This window comes from Rhodococcus sp. As11 (genome assembly GCF_048957735.1).
In the GTDB taxonomy this organism is placed as follows: domain Bacteria; phylum Actinomycetota; class Actinomycetes; order Mycobacteriales; family Mycobacteriaceae; genus Rhodococcus; species Rhodococcus gordoniae.
Map to the genome: position 1 here is coordinate 57077 of NZ_JARDJE010000009.1, position 26845 is coordinate 83921.

At 66.7% G+C, this 26845-nt stretch carries 29 protein-coding genes; 17 read left to right on the forward strand and 12 right to left on the reverse strand.

Translation table 11 applies throughout. The features are described from left to right. Window positions 1-44: 44 nt before the first annotated feature. Genes PV766_RS13830 through PV766_RS13840 form a run of 3 tightly spaced genes read right to left on the reverse strand, consistent with a single transcriptional unit; the run spans window position 45 to window position 3123 of the window. A complete protein-coding gene (locus PV766_RS13830; protein ID WP_421097239.1) occupies window positions 45-803 on the reverse strand; it encodes an SDR family oxidoreductase in 759 nt (252 codons plus the stop codon). Next, window positions 800-1873, reverse strand: a complete 1074-nt coding sequence (locus PV766_RS13835) for a phosphotransferase family protein (protein ID WP_421097240.1) — start codon at window positions 1871-1873, stop codon at window positions 800-802. Before PV766_RS13835 ends, PV766_RS13830 begins: the two co-directional genes overlap by 4 nt. A 17-nt stretch (window positions 1874-1890) precedes the next feature. Then, entirely contained in the window at window positions 1891-3123 is a 1233-nt protein-coding gene (locus tag PV766_RS13840) for an acyl-CoA dehydrogenase family protein (RefSeq protein WP_421097241.1), read from the reverse strand. Between the two features lie 79 nt (window positions 3124-3202). Here PV766_RS13840 and PV766_RS13845 point away from each other — a divergent pair, with 79 nt between their 5' ends. Further along, a complete protein-coding gene (locus PV766_RS13845; RefSeq protein ID WP_371053446.1) occupies window positions 3203-3790 on the forward strand; it encodes a TetR/AcrR family transcriptional regulator in 588 nt (195 codons plus the stop codon). A gap of 42 nt (window positions 3791-3832) precedes the next feature. On the opposite strand, the gene PV766_RS13850 is transcribed toward PV766_RS13845, so the two are convergent. The 7 genes from PV766_RS13850 to PV766_RS13880 all read right to left on the reverse strand — a co-directional run bounded on the left by PV766_RS13850 (window position 3833) and on the right by PV766_RS13880 (window position 12271). Continuing rightward, entirely contained in the window at window positions 3833-5986 is a 2154-nt protein-coding gene (locus PV766_RS13850; RefSeq protein WP_371053445.1) for a transglycosylase domain-containing protein, read from the reverse strand. Between the two features lie 96 nt (window positions 5987-6082). Next, the gene (locus PV766_RS13855) at window positions 6083-6274 is read right to left on the reverse strand and encodes a hypothetical protein (RefSeq protein WP_016931804.1); all 192 of its coding nucleotides are present in this window, start codon (window positions 6272-6274) and stop codon (window positions 6083-6085) included. After that, the gene (locus PV766_RS13860) at window positions 6271-7170 is read right to left on the reverse strand and encodes a carbohydrate ABC transporter permease (protein WP_371053444.1); all 900 of its coding nucleotides are present in this window, start codon (window positions 7168-7170) and stop codon (window positions 6271-6273) included. The genes PV766_RS13855 and PV766_RS13860 overlap by 4 nt, the downstream gene beginning before the upstream one ends. Further along, window positions 7167-8240: a carbohydrate ABC transporter permease gene (locus PV766_RS13865; RefSeq protein ID WP_064062325.1), complete on the reverse strand. Its 1074-nt coding sequence runs from the start codon at window positions 8238-8240 to the stop codon at window positions 7167-7169. The genes PV766_RS13860 and PV766_RS13865 overlap by 4 nt, the downstream gene beginning before the upstream one ends. 18 nt (window positions 8241-8258) lie before the next feature. Next, complete coding sequence (locus tag PV766_RS13870) at window positions 8259-9542, reverse strand: ABC transporter substrate-binding protein (RefSeq protein WP_064062324.1); 1284 nt, start codon at window positions 9540-9542, stop codon at window positions 8259-8261. Between the two features lie 156 nt (window positions 9543-9698). Beyond that, window positions 9699-10772: an ABC transporter ATP-binding protein gene (locus PV766_RS13875; RefSeq protein WP_064062323.1), complete on the reverse strand. Its 1074-nt coding sequence runs from the start codon at window positions 10770-10772 to the stop codon at window positions 9699-9701. A 47-nt stretch (window positions 10773-10819) separates the two neighbouring features. After that, on the reverse strand, window positions 10820-12271 hold the full coding sequence (locus tag PV766_RS13880) for an alanine/glycine:cation symporter family protein (RefSeq protein ID WP_064062322.1): 1452 nt from the start codon (window positions 12269-12271) through the stop codon (window positions 10820-10822). Between the two features lie 98 nt (window positions 12272-12369). Between PV766_RS13880 and PV766_RS13885 the strand changes: the two genes are divergently transcribed. The 12 genes from PV766_RS13885 to PV766_RS13940 all read left to right on the forward strand — a co-directional run bounded on the left by PV766_RS13885 (window position 12370) and on the right by PV766_RS13940 (window position 19464). After that, on the forward strand, window positions 12370-13179 hold the full coding sequence (locus PV766_RS13885) for a DUF2786 domain-containing protein (protein WP_064062511.1): 810 nt from the start codon (window positions 12370-12372) through the stop codon (window positions 13177-13179). Beyond that, window positions 13176-13703 (forward strand): TIGR04338 family metallohydrolase, encoded by a 528-nt coding sequence (locus PV766_RS13890; protein ID WP_064062321.1) that lies wholly within the window; start codon window positions 13176-13178, stop codon window positions 13701-13703. The genes PV766_RS13885 and PV766_RS13890 overlap by 4 nt, the downstream gene beginning before the upstream one ends. Before the next feature lie 296 nt (window positions 13704-13999). Next, window positions 14000-14671, forward strand: a complete 672-nt coding sequence (locus PV766_RS13895; RefSeq protein ID WP_129975128.1) for a hypothetical protein — start codon at window positions 14000-14002, stop codon at window positions 14669-14671. 5 nt (window positions 14672-14676) lie between these two features. Continuing rightward, window positions 14677-16005 carry an SRPBCC family protein gene (locus tag PV766_RS13900; protein ID WP_129975126.1) on the forward strand — a complete coding sequence of 443 codons (1329 nt, stop codon included), beginning with the start codon at window positions 14677-14679 and terminating at the stop codon, window positions 16003-16005. Then, window positions 16002-16415 (forward strand): gas vesicle protein GvpJ, encoded by a 414-nt coding sequence (gene gvpJ / locus PV766_RS13905; RefSeq protein ID WP_172506068.1) that lies wholly within the window; start codon window positions 16002-16004, stop codon window positions 16413-16415. Before PV766_RS13900 ends, gvpJ (PV766_RS13905) begins: the two co-directional genes overlap by 4 nt. After that, window positions 16415-17227 (forward strand): GvpL/GvpF family gas vesicle protein, encoded by an 813-nt coding sequence (locus PV766_RS13910; RefSeq protein WP_129975124.1) that lies wholly within the window; start codon window positions 16415-16417, stop codon window positions 17225-17227. The genes gvpJ (PV766_RS13905) and PV766_RS13910 overlap by 1 nt, the downstream gene beginning before the upstream one ends. Window positions 17228-17230: 3 nt before the next feature. Continuing rightward, on the forward strand, window positions 17231-17485 hold the full coding sequence (locus PV766_RS13915) for a gas vesicle protein GvpG (protein ID WP_016931792.1): 255 nt from the start codon (window positions 17231-17233) through the stop codon (window positions 17483-17485). A 4-nt stretch (window positions 17486-17489) separates the two neighbouring features. Beyond that, window positions 17490-17786, forward strand: coding sequence for a gas vesicle protein GvpO (gene gvpO / locus PV766_RS13920; protein ID WP_016931791.1), 297 nt, complete (start codon window positions 17490-17492; stop codon window positions 17784-17786). Continuing rightward, window positions 17783-18169, forward strand: coding sequence for a gas vesicle protein GvpJ (gene gvpJ, locus PV766_RS13925; RefSeq protein ID WP_064062316.1), 387 nt, complete (start codon window positions 17783-17785; stop codon window positions 18167-18169). The genes gvpO and gvpJ (PV766_RS13925) overlap by 4 nt, the downstream gene beginning before the upstream one ends. Continuing rightward, a complete protein-coding gene (locus PV766_RS13930; RefSeq protein WP_064062315.1) occupies window positions 18162-18950 on the forward strand; it encodes a GvpL/GvpF family gas vesicle protein in 789 nt (262 codons plus the stop codon). The genes gvpJ (PV766_RS13925) and PV766_RS13930 overlap by 8 nt, the downstream gene beginning before the upstream one ends. After that, complete coding sequence (locus PV766_RS13935; RefSeq protein ID WP_064062314.1) at window positions 18947-19174, forward strand: gas vesicle protein; 228 nt, start codon at window positions 18947-18949, stop codon at window positions 19172-19174. The genes PV766_RS13930 and PV766_RS13935 overlap by 4 nt, the downstream gene beginning before the upstream one ends. Continuing rightward, window positions 19171-19464: a gas vesicle protein K gene (locus PV766_RS13940; RefSeq protein WP_016931787.1), complete on the forward strand. Its 294-nt coding sequence runs from the start codon at window positions 19171-19173 to the stop codon at window positions 19462-19464. The genes PV766_RS13935 and PV766_RS13940 overlap by 4 nt, the downstream gene beginning before the upstream one ends. Window positions 19465-19474: 10 nt before the next feature. Here the strand turns inward: PV766_RS13940 and PV766_RS13945 are convergent, their stop codons facing one another. Further along, on the reverse strand, window positions 19475-20611 hold the full coding sequence (locus PV766_RS13945) for an acyl-CoA dehydrogenase family protein (protein ID WP_255161900.1): 1137 nt from the start codon (window positions 20609-20611) through the stop codon (window positions 19475-19477). Between the two features lie 10 nt (window positions 20612-20621). Next, entirely contained in the window at window positions 20622-21791 is a 1170-nt protein-coding gene (locus PV766_RS13950; RefSeq protein ID WP_016931785.1) for an acyl-CoA dehydrogenase family protein, read from the reverse strand. Between the two features lie 102 nt (window positions 21792-21893). Between PV766_RS13950 and PV766_RS13955 the strand changes: the two genes are divergently transcribed. From PV766_RS13955 to PV766_RS13970, 4 genes are all read left to right on the forward strand, one after another. Then, complete coding sequence (locus PV766_RS13955) at window positions 21894-22520, forward strand: TetR/AcrR family transcriptional regulator (RefSeq protein WP_064062312.1); 627 nt, start codon at window positions 21894-21896, stop codon at window positions 22518-22520. 10 nt (window positions 22521-22530) lie between these two features. Then, window positions 22531-23325: an LLM class F420-dependent oxidoreductase gene (locus PV766_RS13960; RefSeq protein ID WP_064062510.1), complete on the forward strand. Its 795-nt coding sequence runs from the start codon at window positions 22531-22533 to the stop codon at window positions 23323-23325. Between the two features lie 60 nt (window positions 23326-23385). Further along, window positions 23386-24615: an alpha/beta fold hydrolase gene (locus PV766_RS13965; RefSeq protein ID WP_421097242.1), complete on the forward strand. Its 1230-nt coding sequence runs from the start codon at window positions 23386-23388 to the stop codon at window positions 24613-24615. An 84-nt stretch (window positions 24616-24699) separates the two neighbouring features. Further along, the gene (locus PV766_RS13970; RefSeq protein WP_421097243.1) at window positions 24700-26823 is read left to right on the forward strand and encodes a PhoX family protein; all 2124 of its coding nucleotides are present in this window, start codon (window positions 24700-24702) and stop codon (window positions 26821-26823) included. Window positions 26824-26845 lie beyond the last annotated feature (22 nt).

Here is a 26845-nt window from a genome sequence, read left to right on the forward strand (position 1 = left end):
GGATGCGGCCTTCGTCGTTGTCGCTCTGCGGGTTCCGACCCCGTCTACGCCATCTTCCGGATCACCGACAGCGGCAGCACCTTCATGGCGTAACCGAGCGGAATCCACGGCCATCCCGGCACATACGCCTTGGCAGGCTCCTTTTCGATCGCAGCAGCCAGTGCGCGACAACCTGTTTCGGTGTCGACGATGAACGGGACCTTTTTCACCTTCTCGTTGATCTCCGACCGGATGTATCCGGGGAAGATCGTGCTCACCGAGATATCGGTGTCGGCGAGATCGGCACGCATCCCCTCACCGAGAGAGTCGACGGCGGCCTTCGACGCGGCATAGGTCGTCAGGTTGCGCGGCATGCCGCGGAGCGCACTCATCGACGAGATCAGCACGACGTGGCCGCGCCCGCGGGGGCGCATGAGTTCGAGCGCCGCTTCACTCTGCGCGAGCGCACCGAGGAAGTTGGTGTTCGCAGTCTGGGCATTGGCACGGAAGTAACCGGTGCCCAGGGGCTGCCCCTTGCCGAGACCGGCATTGACGATCACCCGGTCGAGACCGCCGAGCTCGTCGTCGAACTCACGGAAGACGGTGAACACGTCGTCGTGCCGGTTCACGTCGAGGGCGCGCACGCTCACGGTGATGCCCGGGTGCGCGGCGAGCAGTTCGTCCCGCAACTCCTCGAGCCGTTCGACGCGACGGGCGGCGAGCGCGAGATTCCTTCCACGCGCCGCGAACTCACGCGCCATACCGGCACCGAGCCCGGAACTCGCACCGGTGATGAGGATGTTCCGTCGCTGCGGGCGGCTCATCGGTTCTCCTTCTCGTATCGATCGATCAATGCACTGCAACGGGATTCGAGGTAGCCGACCACGATCCAGAAGTCCTCGAAGGCCGGATTGGTGGTGTGGCCGTGGTGGTAGCGGTAGTAGATCTGCTGGGCGATCACGGCGAGGCGGAACAGTCCGAACACCTCGTAGAATCCCCAGCCGTCCACCGGTAATCCGGTTCGCTCGGAATAATATTCGACGATCTCCTGCCGGGTGAGCATGCCGGGCAGGTCGGACGGTTGCCGCTTCGTGAGCAGCAGCATGTCGTCGTCGTCCGCCTGCACCCAGTAGGCGAGCGACGATCCGAGATCCATCAGGGGGTCGCCGATGGTGGCCAGTTCCCAGTCGAGCACCGCGACCGGCTTCAGCGGGTCGTTCTCGTCGAGAACGATGTTGTCGAGGCGGAAGTCGCCGTGGATCACGGTCTGTGCGACGTCCTCGGGTTGCCGCGCCGCCAACCACGCGGTGACACGGGCGAAGTCGGGGACGTTGTCGGTGCGGGCCTTGGTGTAGCGCGACGTCCAGCCCGCGACCTGCCGTGCGACGTAGCCGGAACCGCGACCCAGTTCGGACAGTCCTGCGGACTCCGGATCGATGCCGTGCAGTTCGACGAGCAGGTCGACGATGCGCAGGCACAATGTGCGGGTGTCCGCCTCGGTGAGGTCGAGGTCGGTGGGCGGATTCGTCCGCAGGATGGTGCCGGGAACCCGGTCCATGACGTAGAAGTCGCTGCCGAGCACACCGCGATCGGTGCACAGGCCGACCATGGTGGGAACGTACGGGTAGACCGGTGCGAGCATCGACTGGATGCGGTACTCGCGTGCCATGTCGTGCCCCGACGACGGCTTCGCCCCCGCCGGCGGGCGACGCAGCACGAGATCGCGGTCCGGATACCGCAGCAGATAGGTGAGATTGGATGCGCCGCCGGAGAACTGGCGGACCTCCGGGACCCCTCGGATACCGGCGTTCTCGTCGAGCCAGGCGGCGACCGCGTCGACGTCGAAGGCGTCCTCGTCGCGAACGGTGCGGGCGTTGTCGGGAAGTGCGGTCATCGTCGGAATCTCCCGTCTCACGCGTACTTGCCGAGTTCGAACCGGGCGACGAGCCCCTGGTGCACCTCGTCGGGCCCGTCCGCCAGCCGCAGTGCGCGTGCCGCCGTCCATGCACCGGCGAGGGGGAAGTCGTCGGAGAGCCCACCGCCGCCGTGGATCTGGATGGCGAAGTCGGCGATCTGCTGGGTCACGCGCGGTGCGACCACCTTGATCTCGGAGACCGCCGAGCGTGCCCCGGCGAGTCCCTGTGTGTCGAGCAGCCATGCCGCGTGCAGGACGAGCAGACGCAGCTGGTTGATCGCGATGCGCGCGTCGGCGATCCGTTCCCGGTTGCCGCCGAGATCGATGATCGGCTTGCCGAAGGCGGTGCGTTCGAGACCGCGACGGCACGCGAGCTCGAGAGTGCGCTCGGCGAGCCCGACGAGGCGCATGCAGTGGTGGATGCGTCCCGGTCCGAGGCGTCCCTGCGCGATCTCGAATCCCCTTCCGGGTCCCGCGATGACGGCGTCGAGCGGCAGGCGCACGTCGGAGAAGGACACCTCGCCGTGGCCGCTGGGCTCGTCGAAGAAGCCCATCGTCGGGAGCATGCGCTCGACCTCGACGCCCGGCGTGTCGATGGGCACGAGCACCATCGAATGTCTTTGGTACTTGTGGGCTTCCGGATCGGTCAGGCCCATGAAGATGAGCACCTTGCAGTCGGGGTGGCCGATGCCGGTGCTCCACCATTTGCGGCCGTCGAGGACGATCTCGTCGCCGTCGACCACGGCGGTCGCGGCCATGTTGGTGGCGTCCGACGAGGCGACCCCGGGTTCGGTCATGCAGAAAGCCGAGCGGATCTCGCCGTCGAGCAGGGGCCGCAGCCACTGCTCCTTCTGCGCGGCGCTGCCGTAGTGATAGAGCACCTCCATGTTACCGGTGTCGGGCGCGTCGCAGTTGAACACCGCGGAGACGAACGGCGAGCGGCCCATCTCCTCGGCGAGCGGGGCGTAGTCGACGTTCGACAATCCGGCACCGAGTTCGGCGTCGGGAAGGAAGAGGTTCCACAGCCCCTCGGCGCGGGCCTTGCGCTGCAGCTCGCGGAATTCGGGGGAGACGGCCCACCTCTCGGCGGCGTCGATGTCGCGTCGTCCTTCACCCGCCGTGCGTCGCGCGGCCCGCAGTTGCTGCTCGACAGGCGTGACCTCGCCTGCGATGAACGCCCGCAGACGTTCGAGATAGTCGCGACTGCGCTCGGACTGTGCGAAATCCATCGGGTGCCTTCCGTCGAGTCGACCGGGAACTGCCCGGCCGGGCGGCCTTAACTGAGCGATGCTCAGTTAGGCTATCGGTGTGAGCACCCCGCGACAAGAGGCATCCACAGGCCGGCGTCGTCTGCCGCCGGAGGAACGTCGCCGGCAACTCGTCGCCATCGGACTGCAGGAACTGTCGACCCGGCCCATCCACGCCCTGTCCATCGACCGCGTCGCCGAGATCGCCGGTATCTCCCGCGGCCTGCTGTTCCGTTATTTCCCCACCAAGCAGGACTTCTACGTCGCGGTCGTCGGCGCCGCGTCACGCCGGTTGCTCCGCGCCGCGGATCCCGACCCGGACGAGCAGGATCCGCTCCGGGCCGTAGTGCACCCGTTCGTCTCGTTCATCGACCGCCACGGCGACAACTATCAGGCCTTCTTCCACAGCGGCGTCGGATCCGACCCCCAGATCCGCGATATCCACGACTCTATGCGCGACACCATGGTCGGGCGAGTCGTCGCGGCGCTGGGCTGCGACGACACCCGCGTGACCCGAATGCGGCTGCGGGCCTGGTGGGCACTCGTGGAGTCGCTGGCGATCGACCGGTTCCGCGACGGGACGCCGAGCATCGACGAGGTCGTCGACTATTCGGCCGCCCTGCTGCCGACGGTGCTGACGGGGCCGTAGTCCCCGGCCGGCTCGTCGACGACGAAGGGGTGGAGTACATGTCTACAAGCCGGGGATCTGGATCGTGACGCCGGGGAACACCTCGATCTGCGAGGGCACCGGAACGGGGAGATCGACCGGCGGTGCGGGAATCGTGATCGGCGGCAGGTTCGACAGGTCGGGCAGCCTGAAGGTCGGCGGCGGGGGGGTGCTGGTCTCGATACCGGCGTCCTTGGGGACACCCGCCTGTCCACCGATGGGCGCCGGCCACGGGAAGCTCTCGACCGGCGTGCCCTCGAGGGCGCCGTCCATCGTTCCCTTCCAGATGTCCGAGGGCAGACCGGAGCCGTAGATCGACCCACCCCAGCTGTTGGTGATCGGCCCGGCGTCGGGTGTGCCCATCCACACGGCCGTCGACAGCGACGGGGTGTACCCGACCATCCAGGCATCCTTGTTCAGGCCGGTGTCGCCGAGCTGCGTGGTACCGGTCTTCGCCGCCGACGGCCGGCCACCGGCGAGCGCGTGCCCGCGCGAATACGCGGCGATCGGCATCATGGCCTGGGTCGTGTTGTCGGCGACCGCGGCGTCGAGGCGCTGCTCGCCGGGTGACGCCGGTCGATCGAGGAGCACGACCCCGTCGGCCGTCACGACCTTCTGCACGAAGTACGGCTCGTGGAAGACACCGGACGCGGCGATCGTCGCGTAGGCCGACGCCATGTCGATCACCCGCGCCTGGTACTGACCGAGAACGATGCCGCCCTCCGGGGAACCGCCGTTCTCGCTCAGCGTCTGCCCCTCGACGCCGGGGATCGTCAGGGGGATTCCCGCGGCGTGCGCGGCGTCGGCGATCTTCTGGGGACCGTTCGACATGGACATCATGAGCCGGTAGAAGCTCGTGTTCAGCGACCGCTTGAGCGCCTCGGCGATCGTGCACCGCCCGCACGACTCGCCTTCGACGTTGCCGATGCGGACAGTGCCGACCGTCAGCGGCGAGCTGTCGAAGCGCGCGTTCAGGCCGATCCCGTCGTCGAGCGCGGCGAGCAGGCCGAACACCTTGAACGCCGACCCGGTCTGGACGGGCGCCTGCGCGAAGTCGAAGCCGGCGCCGTCCTCACCGCCGTAGTAGGCGCGCACGGCCCCCGAGCGGGGGTCCACCGAGACCACCGCGGTGCGCAATTCGCCGGGTTCCCCCGACAGCGTGGACCGGGCGGAGTCGATCGCCGCCTGCTGTGCCCTCGGGTCGATCGTGGTGGTGATCCGCAGACCCTCGGTGTTGAGGGTCTGTTCACTGATCCCCGCCGCGGACAGCTCGCGCAACACCTGCGTGCGGATGTGGCCTTCCGGCCCCGTCGCCTCCGTGGCCAGCACGAGGGTGTTCGACGGCACCGTCGGGGGGAACACCTGGGCCGACCTCTCCGACGGGTCGAGGACGTCCATGTCGACCATGCCGTCGAGTACGTAGTTCCAGCGCTCTTCGATCGCCGGCAGGTTGTACTCGGGATCGAGCGAGGACGGTGTCCGGATCACCCCGGCCAGGACGGCACCCTCGGAGACCGACAGCTCCTCGACGGGCTTGCCGAAGTACGCCTGGGACGCCGCGCCGATGCCGTAGGCACCCCGGCCGAAGTAGATGGTGTTGAGGTACGCCTCGAGGATCTCGTCCTTCGACCACTGCCGCGCCATCTTGGTGGAGATGACGAGTTCGCGCATCTTGCGTTCGAGCGTGCGGTCGGCGCCGACGAGCACGTTCTTGACGTACTGCTGGGTGATCGTGGAACCACCACCGGCGGTGTCCTTGCCCATGACGTTGTCGCGGGCCGCACGAGCGAAACCGGTGATCGAGAAGCCGGGGTTGCTGTAGAAGTTGCGGTCCTCCGCCGACAGCACGGCGTTGCGGACGTGCTCGGGGATCTGCGCGATCCCGACCTCGAGACGGTTGCCCTCCGGCGGGACCACCCGGGTGATCTCGGTGGCGTCGTCGGCCGCGTAGACCCGCGCGAGCTGGTTCGTCTTCATGTCCGACGGGGTCGGCACGTCCGCCGAGTAGTACGCGGTGGCGAAGACGCCGAGCGGTACGAGCACGGCGAGAACGAACGCGACGAGTACGGCGTAGCGGACGATGTGTCCCCTGCTCTTCTTCGCTGCGGCCGCAGCGGCACGCGAGGAGGTAGACCTCTTGGGGCTCGTCACTCGTTCCACCTTCTCCGTACCGGACATCCGAGCGGGAGGGTCTCCCGCCCACCGTATGGTACGGAAACGACCGAGGGACACCTCCGGACCACCGTTCCGGTGCTTCTCACGCCACGTGCGTGGTCATCCCGATCGGCGCCACGCGCGGAACGCGAGCCCCCACATCACGACGAATGCGAGCAGCACGAGAGACGGCACGACACCGGGTTGCGGCGACGTCAGCTCGGCGACTGCGGCGATCACGGCCATCGCCGTGAACACCGTGAGGAGGCCGAGGAGCATCTCGAGTCGGTTCCGGCGCGGAACCTTCCTCACGACTTGACGCCACCCGCGGTCAGGCCCGAGATGATGCGCCGCTGGAAGATCAGCACCATCACCACGAGCGGCACCATGACGAGGGTGCCACCGGCCATGATCGATGCATACGGGGTGACGTACGGATCGGTGCCGGTGAATCGTGCCATCGCGACCGTCACCGGGGCCGTGCTCTCGTTCGACAGCTGCGACATCAGCAGATACTCGTTGACGGTCGCGATGAAGGCGAGGATCGCTGTGGTGAACAGGGCGGGGGCGGCGAGCGGCAGCATGACCAGACGGAACGCCTGCCCCCGCGTCGCACCGTCCATGCGGGCGGCCTCCTCGAGTTCCCACGGCAGTTCCGAGAAGAACGAGGTGAGCGTGTAGATGGTCAGCGGCAGCACGAACGAGATGTTCGGGATGATCAGCGCCTGGTACTTGCCGATCCAGCCGATGTCGGTGAACAACTGGAACAGCGGCGTCACGAGCGCGACGACGGGGAACATCGACGCGCCGAGGATGATGCCGGTGACGAAGTACTTGCCGCGGAAATCGAAGCGCGACAGTGCGTAGGCGGTGAACACGCCCAGCAGCAGCGCGACCGCCGTGGTGGCACCGGCGATGATGACGCTGTTGAGCAGCGCCCGCGAGAAGTTGACCTTGGCGTCGGGGTCGAGTGCGTCGGCGAAGTTCTGCAGCGTCGGGTTCGACGGCCACAGGGTCGTGCTGAACGTCTCCGACGGGTCGCGCAGAGCCGTGACGACCATCCAGTAGCAGGGGGCCAGACCCCACACGACGATCAGCGCGACGCCCGCATAGGTGCCGACCGTGCTCAATCGGCGCTTCATCGGCACCTTGCGGACCTGCACCGGATCCGGCTCGGTGCGGGGTGCCTCGGTGGTGGTGACGGTCATACGACTTCCCCCTTACGCTGCTTCTCCTGCGTGCTCACCGCGTTGGCGCCGAGGAACCGCACCAGCACGAAGGCGACGGCGAAGATGAGCAGGAAGGTGATCGTGGACAGGGCGGACGCGGAGTTCGCACCCTGACGCATCTGGTCGACGACGAGCACCGAGATCGTCGACGTCGCGGGATTCGAACCCATCATGATCGCGGGCAGGTCGTACATGCGCAGCGCATCCATGGTGCGGAACAGGATCGCCACCATGAGGGCGGGCTTCACCAGCGGCAGGGTGATCATCTTGAACCGCTGCCAGGCGTTCGCGCCGTCGACCTTCGCCGCCTCGTAGACGTCCTGCGGGATCATCTGCAGTCCGGCGAGGATGAGCAGCGCCATGAACGGCGCCGTCTTCCACACGTCGGCGACGATGATCGCGACCCGGGCGGGCCACGGATCGGCGGTCCACAGGTAGTCGGTGCCGAGCAGCTTGTTGGCGGCACCGTCGTTGGCGAAGATGAAGAACCACAGCTTGGCGGTGACGGCGGTGGGGATCGCCCACGGCACGAGCACCGAGGCACGCAGCAGACCGCGACCCCGGAACGACTTGGCCATCACGACCGCCATGGCGAAACCGATCACCGTCTCGAGCGAGACCGTGACGACGGTGAAGAAGAAAGTGTTGAAGATCGACTGCCAGAACTGCGAGCCGAGGGTGCCCGGAGGGCAGGGGATCGAACCGGTGGCGGTACCGCAGGTCTGGGTGATCCAGCGCGTGTAGTTCTCGATCCCGACGAAGCCTCCGGTGACGAACCGTCCGGTCTCGGGATCGAGCCGCTTCGCGTCACCCTGCAGCGACATCCACATCGCTCGACCGAGCGGATACAGGATGATCACGGCCAGGACGAGCATCGACGGTGCGACGAACATCCATACCGGGACCTTGCGCCGCGTCTTCACCTCCGCGGCGGGAGGCGCGGGCACGCGGTGACGTCCGCCGACACGTCCGCGGTCGGGACCGGACACGGTCCCGACCGCGGAGGCGTGTGACGGATCCGCGGGATTATCGACCTGCGGGTCAGCCATGTACTTGCTCCTGGAGCATCAGTTGCCGGCGGTCTCGATGCCGGCCTCGGTGTCGTCCAGCGCCTGCTGGACGGTCTTCTCGCCACGGATCGCAGCGTAGGCGTTGTCGGCGATCGCCTTCGACACGGCCGAGTAGTACGGCGACGCCGGACGCGGCTTCGCGGCCTCGAGGGCTTCCTTCAACGTCGAGAAGTAGGGGTACTGCTCGAGGATCGACGCGTCGTCGTAGACCTCGGCGAGAACCGGGGCGCCGCCCGCCTCCGCGTAGTGCATCTGCGACTGGCGGGTCTGCATGAACTCGAGGAAGTCGCGCGCGGTGGCGGGAGCATCCGAGAATGCGCTGATGCCGACGTTGTACCCGCCGAGCGTCGAGACGCCGGGACCGTCGACGCCGGGCAGGACGGCGATGCCGTACTTGCCGGCGACCGACGACGTCTCGCCGTCGGTGTAGAAGCCCGGCCACGTGCGCAGGAACAGCGCCTCACCGTTGCCGAAGGCGGTCTGCGACTCACCCTCGGTGTAGGTCTGGGCGGCGGCCGGGATGATGCCGTCCTCGAAATTGTCCACGAGGAACTGCAGGCCTTCGGCCGTCTTGTCGTCGACGGCCGGGGTCAGGCCGTCCTCGGAGACGAAGGAGCCGCCGAAGGCATTGACGATCTCGGTGACGTTGACCGTCAGGCCCTCGTAGTTCTTGAACTGACCGATGTAGCAGGCGATGCCCGCCTCCTCCGCCTTCGGGCACTCGGCCTTCAGGTCGTCCCAGGTCGCGGGCGCCTTGTCGACGAGATCGGTGCGGTAGTACAGGAACGCGCCGTTGGTGTTCTTCGGGGCGGCGTAGAGGGTGCCGTTGTAGGTACCCGACTCGACGGTCGCGGGCAGCACGCCCTCGGTGTCGATCGCCAGGTCGCCCTCGAGGGGAAGCAGCCAGCCGTTCGCGGCGAACTCCGCCGTGTTGGTGACATCGACGGCGATGAGGTCGTACTCGTCGCTCTTGGCCTGCATCCGCTGGGCGATATCGGCGTACTGGTCGTTGGCCTCCTTGGCGAGCGGCTTGAACGTCACCTGCTCGTCGGGATGCTCGGCGTTCCAGTCGGCGATGATGCTCTCGAGCGCCGTGTTCAGGGGATCCTGCCCCTCGACGATCGTGATGGGGCCGCGGCCCTCACCGGAAGCAGCGGTGCCCTCACCGCCGGTCGAGGTGTCGTCGCCCCCGCTGTCCGACGAGCAACCCGCGAGAACGAGCGCGGTCGCGGCCGTTGCGGCGATCGCAGCCCTCCGCATCGCCTTCGTATTCAGAACCATCAACAACTCCCCATTTCGAGGTCGAAGAACACACGTCGGTGACCAGGTGCACCGACACCGGCCACTACTGTGGCACGCACCACCGGTAAAAGTCGGCATTCCGCCCATCCTGAATCGGTCGAGTGTCGACTCCGCGGCCCGATTCCGGAGCGGGGGTCAGCCGATTCGCTTCCCGTCCGACGTTCCGAAGACGTGCACGTGCTCGGGGTCGAAGCGCAGGTACAGCCGGTCGCCCTTCTGCGGAGGGTTGCGCCAGTCGCTGCGCGCGACGATCTGCTGCACGATGCCGCCGACGTCGGCCCGGCCGTAGACGTACGCCTCGGATCCGAGTTCCTCGACCACATCGACGTCCATGGCCAGGCCGTCGTTCGAGATCTCGAGGTGTTCGGGGCGGATGCCGAGCACGACCTCCTTCTCGGTGACCTGGCCGACCACGTCGCGTGGGATCGGGACGTGCGTGTCGCCGAGCAACGCGCCGCGGTCGAACACGGGGAGGCGGAAGAGGTTCATGGCGGGCGAGCCCATGAAGCCGGCGACGAAGACGTTCGCGGGCCTGTTGTAGAGCACGCGCGGCGACGCGCACTGCTGCAGGATGCCCTTCTCGAGCACCGCGACGCGGTCGCCCATCGTCATGGCCTCGACCTGGTCGTGGGTGACGTAGACGGTGGTGGTGGCGAGCCGTCGCTGCAGCTGCGCGATCTGCGTGCGGGTCTGGACGCGGAGCTTGGCGTCGAGGTTCGACAACGGCTCGTCCATGAGGAAGACCTGTGGCTGACGGACGATGGCACGTCCCATCGCCACACGCTGACGCTGACCACCGGACAGCGCCTTGGGCTTGCGGTCGAGGAACTGTTCGAGGTCGAGCATCTTCGCGACCTCGACGACCCGCTCGCGGATCTCGTTCTTGGGTGTCTTGGCGAGCTTGAGCGCGAAGCCCATGTTCTCGGCGACCGACATGTGCGGGTACAGCGCGTAGTTCTGGAACACCATCGCGATGTCGCGTTCCTTCGGATCCTGCCCGGTGACGTCGTCGTCGCCGATGAGGATGCGCCCGCTGTGCACCTCCTCGAGGCCGGCGAGCATGCGCAGCGAGGTCGACTTGCCGCAGCCCGACGGCCCGACCAGGACGAGGAACTCACCGTCCTCGATCTCAAGGTCGAGCGCGTCGACCGCGGGCGTACTCGAGCCGGGGAACAGGCATGTGGCCTTGTCGAAGGTCACCGACGCCATTTCGCAGATCCTTTCCGAAGCGGAACACGCTCGTGCGGTAGGGGAATCTACCGTGTCCTGTCCGCATCACGGTCGACCGGCGCGAGGTCCTCGTCCGTCCACACCTGGATTCCACGCACCCCCGGTACGTCGCCCGCGTGGAAGACCGGGTCGCGTCCCTGCTTGCGCTGCGCGGAGTAATGGTGGAACAACGCGTAGGCGATACCCGACAGCGGGATCAACGCGATGAGGTTCACCGTGGCCATGATTCCCATGGCGAGGTCGGCCAGCGCCCACACGAGGGGGAGGGAGCCGACGGCTCCGAGGAACACGCACACCACGACCGCCGCCCGCAGGTAGGGGAGGATTCGGCGCGAACCGGTGAGGAACTCCATGTTCGATTCGCTGTAGTAGTAGTTGCCGATCACGGAGGTGAACGCGAGGAAGAAGATCAGCACCGCCAGGAAGTGGACCGTCCAGTCGCCGAGTTGCAGGGCGAGCGCATTCTGCGTCAGGGCCGCGCCTTCGAGGCCGCTGCCGAACTCGGGCTCGGACAACAGGATGATGAAGGCCGTGATCGAACACACCAGCAGGGTGTCGAAGTAGACACCGAGGCTCTGAACCAGACCCTGCTTCACCGGATGCGAAACTGCCGCGGTGGCACCGGCGTTCGGCGCCGACCCCATGCCCGCCTCGTTGGAGAACAACCCGCGGCGGATGCCGTTCATGAAGGCTGCGGCGAAGCCTCCACCGACGATCTCCTCGAGGCCGAACGCGTTCTCGACGATCAACCGGAACATCGCGGGAACCTCACCGATGTTGAGGATCACGACGATGACGCCGATCACGAGATAGGCGATCGCCAGGATCGGCACCAGCACCTGCGACACTCCGGAGATGCGGCGGATTCCGCCGAAGATCACCACGGCCACGAGGACGGCGACGACGAGGCCCACACCCACCTGCAACCCCGTGGACTTCTCGCCCACGGAACTCGAGACCGCGTCGACGATGGAATTGGTCTGCACCGCGTTGAACACGAAGCCGTAGGTGATCGTGATGATCACCGCGAAGATCATGCCCATCCACCGTTTTCCGAGTCCGTACTGCATGTAGTAGGCGGGTCCGCCGCGGAAGGAATCCTTGTCGCGCACCTTGTACAACTGGGCGAGGGTGGACTCGAGGAATGCGGTGGCCGCGCCGATCGATGCCATCACCCACATCCAGAACACCGCGCCCGGTCCGCCGAGGCTGATCGCGATCGCGACACCTGCCACGTTGCCGGTGCCCACACGCGAGGCCGCGGATACCGAGAACGCCCGGAAGGGCGAGATCCCCTTCGTGCCGTCGGGCATCGTCGTCGGTTTCTCGACCACGGAACGCAGCATGTCCGGCACGAGCCGGATCTGGATGAATCGCGAGCGCACGGTGTAGTACAGGCCGGAGCCGACGAGCAACGCGATCACCGCGTACCAGAAGGTGTCGTTGATATCGGTGACGAAATCGACCGCAGTGTCCATCTGCACGATCTTGCTGGGTAGTAGGCGGTTCTGCAGGAATTTCGGGACGTGTTCTCGCTCTCGTGGGTGGAGTCGGTGTCGCGTTCTACGCTCGCGGGGTGAGTTCGGACAAGATGTTGAGTCGTATCGGCGGGTTGCTCCGCCAGGCGGAGTCCACCGACAACCCTCACGAGGCCGACGCCTTCCTCGCCGCAGCGCAGCGACTCGCGACGTCCGCCTCGATCGATCTGGCGGTCGCGCGCAGCCACACCGCGGCGAAGGAACGCCGTGCCGCCCCCGTCCAGCGACTGATCACCATCGGTGAGACGGGCAAGAAGGGACTGCGTACCTACGCACAGTTGTTCATCGCGATCGCCGCGGCCAACGACGTGCAGTGCGACATCACCGCGAACTCCACCGTCATCTACGCCTACGGCTTCGCCGACGACATCGACGTCTGCGAGGCCCTGTACTCCTCCCTGCTGGTGCAGATGGTCCGGGCGTCCGATGCGTATCTGCGTGAGGGCACATACCGGGCCGAGACCACGGTGCGTACCGTCGTGGAGGAACGCGGCGACCGGCGTGTGCGCACACGCGTACGCAAACCCGTTGCCCCGGTCACGGCCCGACTGAACTTCCAGTCGGCGTTCGCCGCCCGGATCGGCGCCAGGCTGGCCGAGGCGAAGCAGCAGATCGAACGCGAGGCGGAAACATCCGCGCCGGGCACGGCGTTGGTGTTGCGTGGGAAGAATCTGGAACTCCAGGACTTCTACAGCAGTACGTCGCAGGCGCGGGGCAGTTGGCGGGGCAACCGGGCGCCGTCGGCGCGCTCGGCCGACGCCCAGCGCGCGGGCGATCGCGCCGGCCGGGCGGCACGACTGGGAACGGCACCCGAACTGCCGTCGGCTCCGAGGAGGCTGGAACGGTGACCAAGGTGCGCGACACCCGCAGAACCGCTGTGTACGAAGCGGAGTCGATCGTACGGAAGATGCTCGACCGCGCCGACGAACGAGGTCTGAGAACGGTCGAGGTCGCCGGTTCCCACGTCACGCTTCCGGTCGAGAGACGATTCGCCTCCATCGCCTCCGTCCAGGACTACATCGATGCCGTGCTCGGCCTCGACTGGGTGATCATGCGGTGGGAACGCGCCGCCGTGCCCGTGCGCGTGCGGGCCCGGGCCGGCAACGCGGCCGCGCACTACGAACGCGACTGCGCGACGATCGCCCTTCCCGAGCACCGCGCGAACACCGCATGGGCGTTCCGGGAGATGGTGGTGCTCCACGAACTCGCGCACCATCTCGATCCACAGAATCCGGACGACGCCACCGAGGGTGCCCATGGTCCCGCTTTCGTCGACCGGTTCCTCGTCCTCGTCGGCGAGATCATCGGCCCGGAAGCGGCATTCGCGTTGCAGGCCACGGGGATCACCGCTCCGGCCGGGCCGGGGCGATAGATCCGTTTTCCGAATGCATTGCCGGTACGAGAACTGTTCTTTGGGAACAGCGCGCTGCGCGGACCGAATATGTAGCAACACTCGTATCCTGCTGTAGAACATACTGATTGGTACTCTACCGACTCTCGTCATCTGCCCGGATCCGCAGGGCGGCGAAGCATGCGAATCACGGTCCCGAGTGACGTACTGTGGTTTGCATCACATAAATACACGCGTCGGCTGCGTACCGTACCGAGACCTTCCGGCCACCTTCCGAGCACGCCTACACGACGCGCGGCAGATGAAGGAGAACGGTGATGAAACCCGGAGCACGAGTCGCCCTCGGTGTGGGCATCGGATATTTCCTGGGCCGAACCAAGAAGATGCGGTTGGCCATGATGCTCGCCGGTGCCGGAGTCACCGGCAAACTGCCCAGCAACCCGCAGGAACTCCTGCAGCGAAGCGCCTCGATGCTCGGTTCGTCTCCCGAGGTCAGCAAGATCACCGAATCCGTTCGCGGAGAACTCATGCACGCGGCGCGTGCCGCAGCCGTGACCGCGGCCAGCCACCGCATCGATGCCCTCAACGAGCGTCTGCAGGCGCGGGCCGGGGGCGGAGCGGACGAAGAGCCCGAGGACGCGGAATACGAAGACGAATACGACGAATCACGCGAGGGGGAAGAAAGTCGCGGCGGCAGGAGTCGCGGCAGCAGGACTCGCGACGAGGAACCGGATTACGACGAGACGGACGAAGAGGGTGCCGACGAGGAGGATTCGGGCGACGACGAGGAACCGGAACCCGAGCGCCCCGCACCCCGGCGCCGCGCCGCCCGCGCCACGTCCCGTCCGCGGGCTTCCCGCAGCAAGAAGACATCCGACAGCGACGACTCGGACGATTCGGAAGAGGCATCTCCCAAGCCGCGCAAGCGCGCAGCGCGTAGCAGTGCGTCGTCCTCCGGTCGTGCGCCCGTACGTCGAACGAAGCGGTGAGAGCGATGGCCGGATCGAGTGATGTATCGAGTGGAGTCACCGACGCGGTGGGCAAGGCCGGGAAGACCGCGACCGATACCGCCGGTAAGGCCGGCCGCACCGCCACGGATACGGCGGGGAAGGCCACGGGCGGACTGACCGGTGGTCTGCAGCAATCGTTGCAGGGCCTCGCGGGAACCGTCGCGCAGAATGCGTTGTCGAGCCTGTCGGACAGAGTCACCGGCACGGCGGGACGATTACAGGATTACTCCGAGGGCAAGGGCGGAAATCTGGCCAGCGCGCTGACCGGTGTCGACAAGCTCGCTCAGGGCGAGTCGCCGTTGAAGGCGGCGGCGAGCTCGGGGTTCGAGAACCTGAAGAACACCGCGAAGGACAAGTTCCAGGACGTCAAGGAGGCCGTCACCGGCGGGGGCAAGGGCGGCGGTGGTGGCAACAAGAAGATCAAGCTCACCAACATCGTCGAGAGCATCGACGTAGGAGTGCCGATCGACCTTGCCTACGATCTGTGGACCCAGTTCGCCGACTGGCCGAAGTTCATGAAGAAGGTCGAACAGGTCGAACAGGTCGAGGACGAGAAACTTCACTGGACCGGCAAGGTCTTCTGGTCGCGCCGGAACTGGGAGTCCACGATCCTCGAACAGGTGCCGTTCGAACGGATCGTGTGGCGCTCCACGGGCGGAAAGGGTTACATCGACGGCGCGGTGACCTTCCACGAACTCACACCGGATCTCACCCGGATCCTCCTGGTCCTCGAATATCACCCCCGGGGCCTGTTCGAGCGCACCGCGAACCTGTGGCGGGCAGTGGGTCGCCGGTCCCGCCTGGAACTGAAGCACTTCCGGCGCCACGTCATGACCGAAGCCGTACTGCATCCCGACGACATCATGGGCTGGCACGGAGAGATCCGCGACAGCGAAGTCGTCAAGGACGACGAGACGGCGCGCAGAGAGGAAGAGGAACGGGAACAGGAGGAGGACACCGGCGAGGAGACCGAGGAGGACTCCGCCGGAACAGGTGACGAAGAAGACGCCGACACGTCCGGCGACGAGGACGAGATCCGCGACGAGGACGAAGATTTCGACGAAGGCGAAGGTGAAGACGAGGAAGAGGGCGAGGAGTCGCCGGACGACGAGGACCTCCGGGACGAGGAGGAGGACCTCGAGGACGAGTATCCGGATGAGGAGGACGAGGAACCCGACGAAGAGTCCGGCGAAGAGGAAGACGAAGAAGAGGACGAACCCGAACCGCCTCGGAAACGTGCCCCCGCGAAACGAACCCGGGCGGCGAAGTCCACCGGCACGCGTTCGGCACGCTCGAGAGGATCCCGCTCATGACCATCCAACCTGCAGGGGGCGGTGGCGGCGGTGGCGGTGGGGGCGGCATGGCCCGCCCCAACTCGTCCGGCCTCGCCGACGTCATCGATACGATCCTGGACAAGGGACTCGTCATCGACGCATTCGTGCGAGTCTCACTCGTCGGTATCGAACTGCTCACCATCGACGCCCGCGTCGTCGTCGCCAGCGTCGACACCTATCTGCGGTTCGCGGAAGCGGTCAACCGGCTGGAGATCTCCGACAACGAACCGAAAGGTCTTCCGGATCTGGTCGGCGACATCACCTCCGGTGGATCCAAGCACAAGACGAAAGGAGCTCTCGAGGCCGCTGGGGAGAAGGTCAGCGAGTTTCTCGGGGACGTGCAGGAACAACGGCAGCCTGCTCGACGATCACGCAGGGGTGATGATTGATGTCCACCGAACAGACCGAACGATCCGGTCAGGGTGACAATGACGAAACCGCCACGACCACTGCAGTATACGTGTACGGAATCGTGCCGTCCGATGTGGAACCGGAAGATCATGCGGAGGGCGTGGGTAACCCACCCGCGCAGATCTCCGTCGTCCGCTCCGGAGGTATCGCCGCTCTGGTGAGCGAGATCCCGACCGACCGGGCACTGGGCACACCGGACGATCTCAAGGCACATGCCGCACTGCTCGACGGGACCGTGGCCGTCGCACCGGTCCTGCCTCTCCGGTTCGGCGCTGTTCTCACCGACCGCGACGCGGTGGCCGAGGAGTTGCTCGAGGGGCACGAGGACGAACTCGCCTCGGCGCTGGAGCAACTCGAGGGTCTCGCCCAGTTCGTCGTGAAGGGACGATACGACGAGAGGGCCATCCTGCAGGAGATTCTCGAAGAGAACTCCGACGCAGCACAATTGCGGGAGCAGATCAGAGGACAGTCCGAGGACGCGACCCGTGAGGCCCGGATGGCGCTCGGAGAGATCATCAACGCGACGATCGAAGCCAAACGGAACGAGGACACGCGGCGCACGGTCGAGGCTCTGTCCTCCCTCGATCCGATGGTCAACGAGCGGCAACCCACCCACGAGCAGGATGCCGTGCACATCGCCATCCTCGTCGAGCTCGAGCGGCAGGACGAACTCGAGCAGATTCTCCGCGAGCTGGGCCAGGAATGGGAGGACCGGGTCGACATCTCCTTGCTCGGCCCGATGGCGGCCTACGACTTCGTGGCGAAATCCGATCCGGGGGAGGAGGGTTGACGCATGGGACTGTTGTCCTCCCTGTTCACGTTGCCTCTCGCTCCGGTGAAGGGCGTGATGTGGCTCGGAGAGATCATCCAGGAGCAGGTCGAGCAGCAACTGCACGATCCGGCCAACGTACGACGCGAGCTCGAGCAGATCGAGGAGGCGGCGGAGGCCGGTGAACTGACTCCCGAGGAGAAGGACGAGGCGCAACAGGCCGTGCTCAACCGGATGATCTCCCGCGGTGGTTCCGCTCCCGGCGAGGGAGAGGGGTGATCCCGTGGCAAGAGATACCGGCCCGCCCGCGATCTCGGCGGCCGAGGCCGCATCGGCGGCCCTCACCCACCTGAAGGAGCTGACCTCGAAGGAAGCTCAGGGCGTCACCTCGATCGAACCCACCGAGGACGGATGGGTCGTCGAGGTGGAAGTCGTCGAGGACAGGCGGATACCGTCGTCGGCCGACATGCTCGCGCTCTACGAGGTGGAGATCGATCTGGACGGGGGTCTGCTCGCGTATCGGCGGACCCGGCGCTACGGACGCGGAAGCAGCGATATCGGAGCGAGGGCCGGGACATGACGGTCGTGGGTGGAGGCGGCACGTCGTCGCCGCAACCCTACGGGGGCGGCGGACGATCGACCAATCTCGGCGACATCCTCGAACGGGTCCTCGACAAGGGACTGGTGATCGCCGGCGACATCCAGGTGAATCTGCTCGACATCGAACTCCTCACCATCAAACTCCGCCTCGTCATCGCCTCGCTCGAGACGGCCAAGGCCGTCGGAATCGACTGGTGGGAGAGCGATCCGTGGTTGACGAGCAAGCCGCGTACACCCGAGGTCGATTCGGGCCGGGCGGAACTCGAGCTGGAGAACAGGCAACTGCGCGAGCGGTTGGCCGCACTCGAGGCGGCCACGGAAGCGGAACCGGCGGAGATCGTGGACGAGGAGGACCGTGACTGAGACGACCGGTGTGTGGATGTACGCCGTGACCGACGGGGCGCTCGCCGGTGACGAGACCGAGGCCGCCTCCGGTGTGGCCGGAGAACATGTCCGTGCGGTGCACGAGGGGGGATTGACCGCCGTGGTCGGAACGGTACCTCTGGACGATTTCGGCGAGGCCGCGCTGGCACGCAATCTCGAGGACCTGGACTGGCTGGAAAGGGTGGCGCGTGCCCATGATTCGGTTGTCGCCGGCCTGGCGCGGCACGTATCGGTCGTACCGCTCCGGCTTGCGACCGTCTGCCTCGACGACGCTCGGGTCCGTGCGCTCCTGACCGAACACGAGGAGCAGTTCTCGTCGGCGCTGACCCTCGTCGCGGGACGCACCGAGTGGGGTGTCAAAGCGTTCGCGGACCGGAAGACGCTGACCGCAGCCGTCGCCGAATCCGACTCGGGCGAAGCAGATTCCGGAAGCGGCACGGCCTATCTGCTCCGTCGTCGCGCGCAACTCGCAGCACAGGAGAACGTCGAACGCGACGCGGCGGCACGCGCGAACGAGATCCACGACCGATTGTTGCGCACGTCCGCGGCGGGTCGCCGGGGCGCGCCGACCGATCCGGCACTGAGCGGAAGCCACGAATGGATGGTGCTCAACGGCACGTATCTCGTCGACGACGACCGGACGGACGAATTCCGTTCCGAAGTGGAAGAACTCGGATCGCAATTCTCGGGGATCCGCCTCGAGACGAGTGGGCCGTGGCCGCCCTATTCGTTCGCGGGAGCAGAACGGATATCACCATGAGGTACGCCGACGGGTCGGTGGACGAGGAGCGGCGGATCGCCCTGATCGATCTGCTGGATCGGGTGCTGTCCGGAGGTGTGGTCATCACCGGCGACATCACCCTCTCGATCGCGGAGATCGATCTGGTGCGGATCTCGCTGCGTGCGCTCATCTCGTCGATCAGCACGCTGTCCGTACCGGGGATCGATGCCCCCGTTCCGCGTGGAGCGCGGGAGGGCACGTGAGCGAGTCCGCACACATCCCCTCCCGCATCGACGCCGACCCCGAATCCGTGGAGCGGGGCCTGGTGACGCTGGTGCTCACACTCGTCGAATTGCTCCGGCAACTCATGGAACGTCAGGCACTGCACCGCGTGGACGCAGGCGACCTCAGCGACGAACAGATCGAACGTCTCGGAACGACTCTGATGTTGCTCGAACAGCGCATGGCGGAACTGCGCGACCATTTCGGGCTCACCCCCGAGGATCTCAACATCGATCTCGGTCCGCTGGGGACACTGCTGCCCCGGGAGTGAGCCCGAGCGGTCACATTCCGGCGATCTCCACGAGCTCGTAGTCCTTCAGGCCGCCGGCGAGCACCCGCAGGTGATCGTCCATGGTGCCGAGGGTGTGCTCGATCGCGGTCAGGCGGCTGAGGTAGTGACCGATGGAGTGCTCGGCCGTGACACCGATGCCACCGTGCATCTGTACCGCCTCCTGACCGATCTTGCGTGCGGACCGACCGACCTGCAGCTTGGCACGCGACGCGATCGCCGGATCGACGATGCCGTCGGCGAGTGCCATCGTCGCGTACAGGCTCATGCTCGACGCCAGCTCGTACAGCACGTACATGTCGGCGGCGCGGTGGGTGAGCGCTTGGAACATCGACAGCGGCACACCGAACTGCTTGCGCTGCTTCAGGTAACCCGTCGTCAGCTGCACCGAGGAGTCGAGAGCTCCGACCACCTCGGCGCACAGCGCCGCCTGCGCGTGCACCTGAGCTGCGGTGATCGCTGCCGACGCGTCGACCGCCTCACCGAGCGGGGTGGCCGCGACGTTCTCGAGCACGACCTGCGCGCCGCGACGCCCGTCGTGGGTGCGGTAGGGCGTACGGGTGAGACCGTCGGCTCCGGCGTCGACGACGAACAGGCCGATGCCGCCTTCGGGGAGCTTCGCGGAGACGATCAGCGTGTCGGCGCAATCACCGTGCAGCACAGGGTTCTTACGTCCGGACAACGTCCAGGAGTCGCCGTCGCGCGCTGCGGTGGTGGCCACCTCGGTGTGCGGCCAGCGGCTGCCCGGTTCGTCGTGTGCGAACGCCAGCAGCGCGGTGCCCTCGGACAGTCGCGGAACGATATCCGAGCGCTGCGCGTCGCTGCCGATCTCGGCGACGAGGCGGCCGGGCAGGTAGACGCAGTCGAGCACGGGCTCCGGCGCGAGGGCACGACCGATCTCGGTCATGACGGCCATGACCTCCACCGGTCCGGCCCCCATACCGCCGTGTTCCTCGGCGAAGGGCAGACCGAGCACGCCGAGTTCGGCGAGCTGCTTCCACACGTCGCGGTTCCATCCCAGGTCGCTCTCGGCCACCCGGTTGCGCGACTCGACGTCGTACGCGCCCGAGAGCAGGTCGCGGACGGTCGCGCGAAGCATGTCCTGTTCGGTGTCGAGTTCGAAATTCATGTCCGGGGCCTCACAGTCCGAGAATCGAGGAAGCGATGATCGAACGCTGGACCTCGTTCGATCCACCGTAGATGGTGACCTTGCGGTTGTTGAGGTAGGTCGGCGTCGTGAGCCGGGCCCAGTCGGGCGAGTCGATATCGGCTTCACCGGCGGGTAGCGAATCGGGGCCGGCGATGTCGACGAGCAGCTCGGTCGCGGCCTGCTGCAGCTCGGAACCGCGCATCTTGAGCAGCGACGACGCCGGGTTGGGCTTGCCGTCGGCCGACCCGGCGACGACGCGCAGCTGGGTGAGCTCGAGAGCCAGCAGTTCGTTCTCGAGTTCGGCCAGACGTGCCGCGAAGATCGGATCGTCGAGCAGTGATCCGCCCCCGAGGCGGGTCTCGGCCGCGAGGGACTTCGCACGGGCGAGCTTCACCTTGGTGGCGCCGACGCGGGCGATGCCGGTGCGCTCGTTGCCGAGCAGGAACTTCGCCTGTGTCCAGCCGGTGTTCTCCTCGCCGACGAGGTTCTCTGCGGGAACCCGCACGTCTTCGAAGAAGACCTCGTTGACCTCGTAGCTTCCGTCGATCAACTTGATCGGGCGACGGGTGACACCGGGGGTGTCCATCGGGAAGAGCAGCATCGAGATACCGGCCTGCTTCTTCGCGTTCGGATCGGTGCGCACGAGGCAGAAGATCCAGTCGGCGTGCTGGGCGAGCGTCGTCCACGTCTTCTGCCCGTTGACGATGTAGTCGTCACCGTCGCGGACGGCGCGGGTCTTGAGGGAGGCGAGATCGGAGCCGGCCTCGGGCTCGGAGAAGCCTTGGCACCACCAGATGTCGAGGTTCGCGGTGGCGGGAAGGAAGCGTTCCTTCATCTCCTGCGAACCGAACTGGGCGATGACCGGGCCGATCATCGACGCGTTGAACGGCAGCGGATCGGGCACCGAGGCGAGTTGCAGCTCGCTGAGCCAGATATTGCGCTGCATCGGCGTCCAGTCCTGGCCACCCCATTCGACGGGCCAGTTGGGAACGGCGAGGCCCCGCGAATGCAGGATGCGCTGGACGGCAACGAAGTCGTCCTTGCCCAGCGGGGTGCCGGACGCGGTCTTCGCGCGCACGTCGGCGGGGATCTCGGTGGTGAAGAAGGTGCGCAGCTCGTCGCGGAACGCGCGCTCCTCCTCGGTGAGCTTCAGGTTCATGGAGAGACCTTCCAGGGATGCCGGCGCCGTAGCGCTTCTCGCGATTCCAAACTAACCTTACATCGTTAGTTCGTCCAGGCCTGCCCGTAAGGAGGACCACGGATGGCGCGCCCCCGCACGCCTCTGCTCAGCCGTGAACTCATCCGCGACGTCACGCTGCGACTCGTGGACGAACACGGCCTCGACGCCGTGTCGATGCGCCGGATCGCCACCGAACTCGGTGTGCGCGCCCCGTCGCTCTACAGCCACTACTCCACCAAGGAACAGCTGCTCGACGACATCGCCGATGCCATCGGCGAATCGGTCGACGTCAGCGCGTTCGCCGGGGACGACTGGCAGGAAGCGCTACGCCGGTGGGCCCGTACCTACCGGGACGCGCTCGCCGCGCACCCGAACATGGTTCCCTTCCTCGCCGCGAGCCCCGGCACCCGGCCCGTCTCCCTCCAGGCGTCCGACGCCATCCACGGCGGTCTCACGCGCGCCGGCTGGCCACCACGGTTCGCGACGATGATCGGCGCCTCGATCAAGTACATCGTCATCGGCTCCGCGATCACGTCGTTCGCGGGGGGGTTCGACGATCACATCGACACCTACAACGAGCGGTATCCGCATCTGTCACAGGCGCATCGGCTCCGCGAGTACGCAGCCGAGATCGACGCCGAGAGCTTCGACCTCGTTCTCGAGTCCTTCCTGCGAGAACTCGGGCGACGATACGAGATGTTGCCCTAACGTGGACTCCATGACGCGCCCCATTCGCATCGGACTCCAACTTCAGCCCCAGCAGCAACCCGACTACGGCGTCATCCGCGACACCGTGCTCCGCGCCGAGGACGCCGGCGTCGACATCGTGTTCAACTGGGACCACTTCTACCCGCTCTACGGCGACCCCGACGGCGCCCACTTCGAATGTTGGACGATGCTCGGCGCCTGGGCCGAGCAGACCGAACGCGTGGAGATCGGCGCCCTGGTCACCGGAGGCGGCTACCGCAACCCCGACCTGCTCGCCGACATGGCCCGCACCGTCGACCACATCAGCGGCGGCCGTCTCATCCTCGGCATCGGCTCGGGCTGGTTCGAGAAGGACTACGACGAGTACGGCTACGAATTCGGCACCAAGGGTTCCCGCCTCGACCTGCTCGCCGAGTACATGCCCCGCATCGTGAACCGCCTCGGCAAGCTGAACCCACAGCCCACCCGGCACATTCCCATCCTGATCGGTGGCGGCGGCCCGAAGAAGACACTGCCGATGGTCGCGAAGTACGCCGACATCTGGCACAGCTTCGGCGAGATGGAGACGCACGCCGAGAAGTCCGAGATCCTCGCGCAGCGCTGCGCCGACGCCGGTCGTCGTCCCGAGGAGATCGAACGGTCCACCTCGTGGCCCGGCGCCGAGGCCGCACCGTCCTATGTCGATCTCGGTATCACCCAGTTCACCGTGGGTGTCGGCGGTCCCGACTACGACCTCGACGAATTGCGGGAAGCGATCGCATGGCGCGACGAGAACTCCGCACCGCCGCTGACAGGGCTCAGCTGATCCCGGCCCGTACCGACGGGCCCTGAGCCGAGCACCGTGCGTCGGTAGCATCGGTGGTGCATGTCGAACGCACCATGGCTTCCGCCCTGCACCGCCGACGACTGGGACGACAGTCGCCGGCGGCGCCGTCTCCGCGACACTCGCACCGGACATCACTGGGTCCGGTTCGGCCGGCTCCGGCGAGCTCTCGCACGCACGGCCGTCGCGGCGCTCCCACTCGTCGCCCTGTTCACCCAGTACTGGGCGTGGGACGTCGCGCCGGTCCGTGAGCGGCTCGCCCTCACCCGACCTCAGCTGCATCCGATATACGACGCGGCGGCACGGGAGGATCGCGACACGGCCGTGGTCGATCTCGTGGGTCTCGGCAACCTCGACGCGACCGACACCGCCACGGCGCTGCCCGCACTGAGCGAACTCGGACAGGTGTGGGCGGTCGAGTACGACAACAGTGGTCTCGACACCGCCGTCGTCAGCCGCCTGATCCAGGAGCGTGCGGCGTGGACCGGCATAGAGAAGATCGTGCTCACGGGGCACAGCATGGGCGGGATCATCGCGCTCGAGGTCGCCCAGCATCTGTACCAGGACACCTCGCTGGAGGTGACCGGTGTGATCCTGGACTGCACGCCGCTGGACCTGCACGCCGTCCGGGCCGGCGCACGCGATGCCGGTGAGGATCTGCTGCGCTGGATCGGCTGGTTGCCGGGTGCGCGGGAGAGCCGCAGCATGCGGATGCTCGTCGAGATCGTCGCCCGGAAGGATCGCTTCGTCGTTCCTTCCGAGCGGCGGTACCGCCGGATCGACACCGAGGAATTGAGGAAGGCCGCGACCGAGGTGCTGCACGACAAGATCTTCTCGACGGACGCGGCGAGCAACGGGTTGATCGAGTCGCAGTTCCGGGCGATCGTCGCGTCCGGCGCGGTGGACAACCTGAAGGCACTGGCCGACGAGCGCGGCGACAAGATCCGGCCCGCCGTGGTGTTCCTCCGACCACGGAATGCATCGGCCGACACTGTCGTGGACGTCGAGTACAGTCACCGGATTCTCGTCGACCAGTCGGGTGGTATCGACGGCACCCTTCTGGTGTCGAAACTCGACCGCACCGGGCACGCCGATCCCATCCGGGCACCCGACTCGTACAACGACGCGATCGCCGACCGGGTGGTGCCGTTCGTCGACGCGAGACCCGGCGAGATGCAGGACGAGGACGAGCAACCACCGGACGAGTTCTTCGACGGCGAACGTCCCGGCGTACGGCCGATCATGGACCTGGACCGCATCGCCCCGGGCTGAGTTCGCTCCCCTTCTGTGATTGCCGTCTCACGGCAGCCGAATGCTCATCGGGTGTTCACCTTCTCGTTCCGTCCGACTCGCCTGATGCTCCTACGGTTCCCGCGTCGAACCGATTCCGAGGAGATAGTCGTGGCCCGTAGGATCCTGCCCCTGTTCGTCACGCACGACGGCATATCGTCGCGCTCGAACATCACCTGCAAGTACAAGTGCGGGGACGCCTGTTCGCACGCAGTTCCCAACACCTCGCGCGGTGAGTACTTCGGCGACATCGTTCGAGCCGCCGTCTCGCGTCGCGGGGTACTGCGGGGTGGTGCCATGGCGGTGCTCGCCGTCGGTGCCGGTGGTGTACTGACGGCCTGCGCGGACGATTCCGCCGCGGCTGCCGGCAGCGACGCAGCGGGCGCGGATGATCTCGGTCCGGTGCCGGACGGCACGAACTTCACCGCCGTGGCCCCGAACACCGATGACGCGGTGACGGTTCCGGACGGTTACGAGCAGGAGGTCGTCATCCGCTGGGGCGACCCGGTGTTGCCCGACGCTCCGGCCTTCGACATCGGCAGTCAGACGGCCGCCGCTCAGGAGAAGCAGTTCGGGTTCAACAACGACTTCGCCGGTCTGCTGCCGGTGGACGGCAGGCCCGACACCCATCTGCTCGTCGTCAATCACGAATACACCACCGAGCCTTTCATGTTCGCCGACTACGACGCGGATTCCCCCACCGAGGAACAGGTACGCATCGGCATCGCGGGTCACGGACTGTCGGTGGTCCAAGTGAAGGGTGAGCCAGGGACCGGTCGTCTGACACCGGAATTCGGTGAGTACAACCGTCGAATCACCGGGACCACAACATTTCTCCTCACGGGACCGGCCGCGGGCAGCGACCTGCTGAAGACCTCCGCCGACCCGACCGGCACGCGGGTCGCCGGGACGTTCAACAACTGCGCCGGTGGTCTCACTCCCTGGGGCACCGTGCTGTCCGGCGAGGAGAATTTCGATCAGTACTTCGCCAACGCCGAGAGCGTGACGGACCCGGTCGCCGCCGAACGTCTCGCCCGGTACGGACTCGAGGGCACGGAGACCGAACGGAAGTGGGAACGTTTCGACCCCCGCTTCGACATCGCAGCAGAACCCAACGAGGTCAACCGGTTCGGATGGATCGTCGAGATCGACCCGTGGGATGCGAACTCGGTACCCGTCAAGCACACCGCCCTCGGACGGTTCAAGCACGAAGCGGCCACCGTTCACGTCACCGGTGACGGCACCGTCGTCTCCTACAGCGGCGACGACGAACGCTTCGACTACATGTACAAGTTCGTGTCGTCGCGGAGGATCCAACCCGGAAGATCCCGGGCTGCCATGCGGCACAACATGACCCTACTCGACGCGGGAACACTGTACGTCGCGAAGCTCAGCGGCGACCATCCGGACGCGATCGACGGATCCGGAACTCTGCCGAGCGGCGGCGAGTTCCGCGGTAAGGGCGAGTGGATCGCGTTGCTGCGCACGAACGAGGACGGCAGCGCCGAGTCACTGGTCGACGGCATGAGCGCCGAGGAGGTCGCGGTGTTCACGCGACTCGCGGGCGACAAGGTGGGCGCGACGAAGATGGATCGTCCCGAGGACTTCGAACCGAACCCGGTCACCGGCAAGGTCTACGTCGCGCTCACCAACAACACCAAGCGCGGTGTCGACGGAGCGGCGCCGGCGGACGAGGCGAATCCGCGCGAGAACAACAAGAACGGTCAGGTTCTCGAGATCGACGACGACCACGCGGGTACGTCCTTCACCTGGACCCTGCTGCTCGTGTGCGGCGATCCGAACGAGGCCGACACCTACTTCGGCGGTTTCGACAAGTCGCAGGTCAGCCCGATCTCGTGCCCGGACAACCTGGCCTTCGATTCGTACGGCAACCTGTGGATCTCCACGGACGGCAACGCACTCGGCTCCAACGACGGGTTGTTCAGCGTCGTCCTCGACGGACCGCGCCGCGGGGAGACGAAGCAGTTCCTCACCGTGCCGATCGGCGCGGAGACGTGCGGTCCGATCGTGCAGGACGGCCGTGTCGTGGTGTGCGTCCAGCATCCCGGGGAGACCGACGACGCGTCGTGGGCGTCGCCGGCTTCGCACTGGCCCGACGGAGGCGACTCCCAGCCGCGTCCTTCCGTGGTCGCGGCGTGGAAGTCGGACGGCGGCCGGATCGGAGTCTGATGCCCCTCGTGCGTGGTTTCGG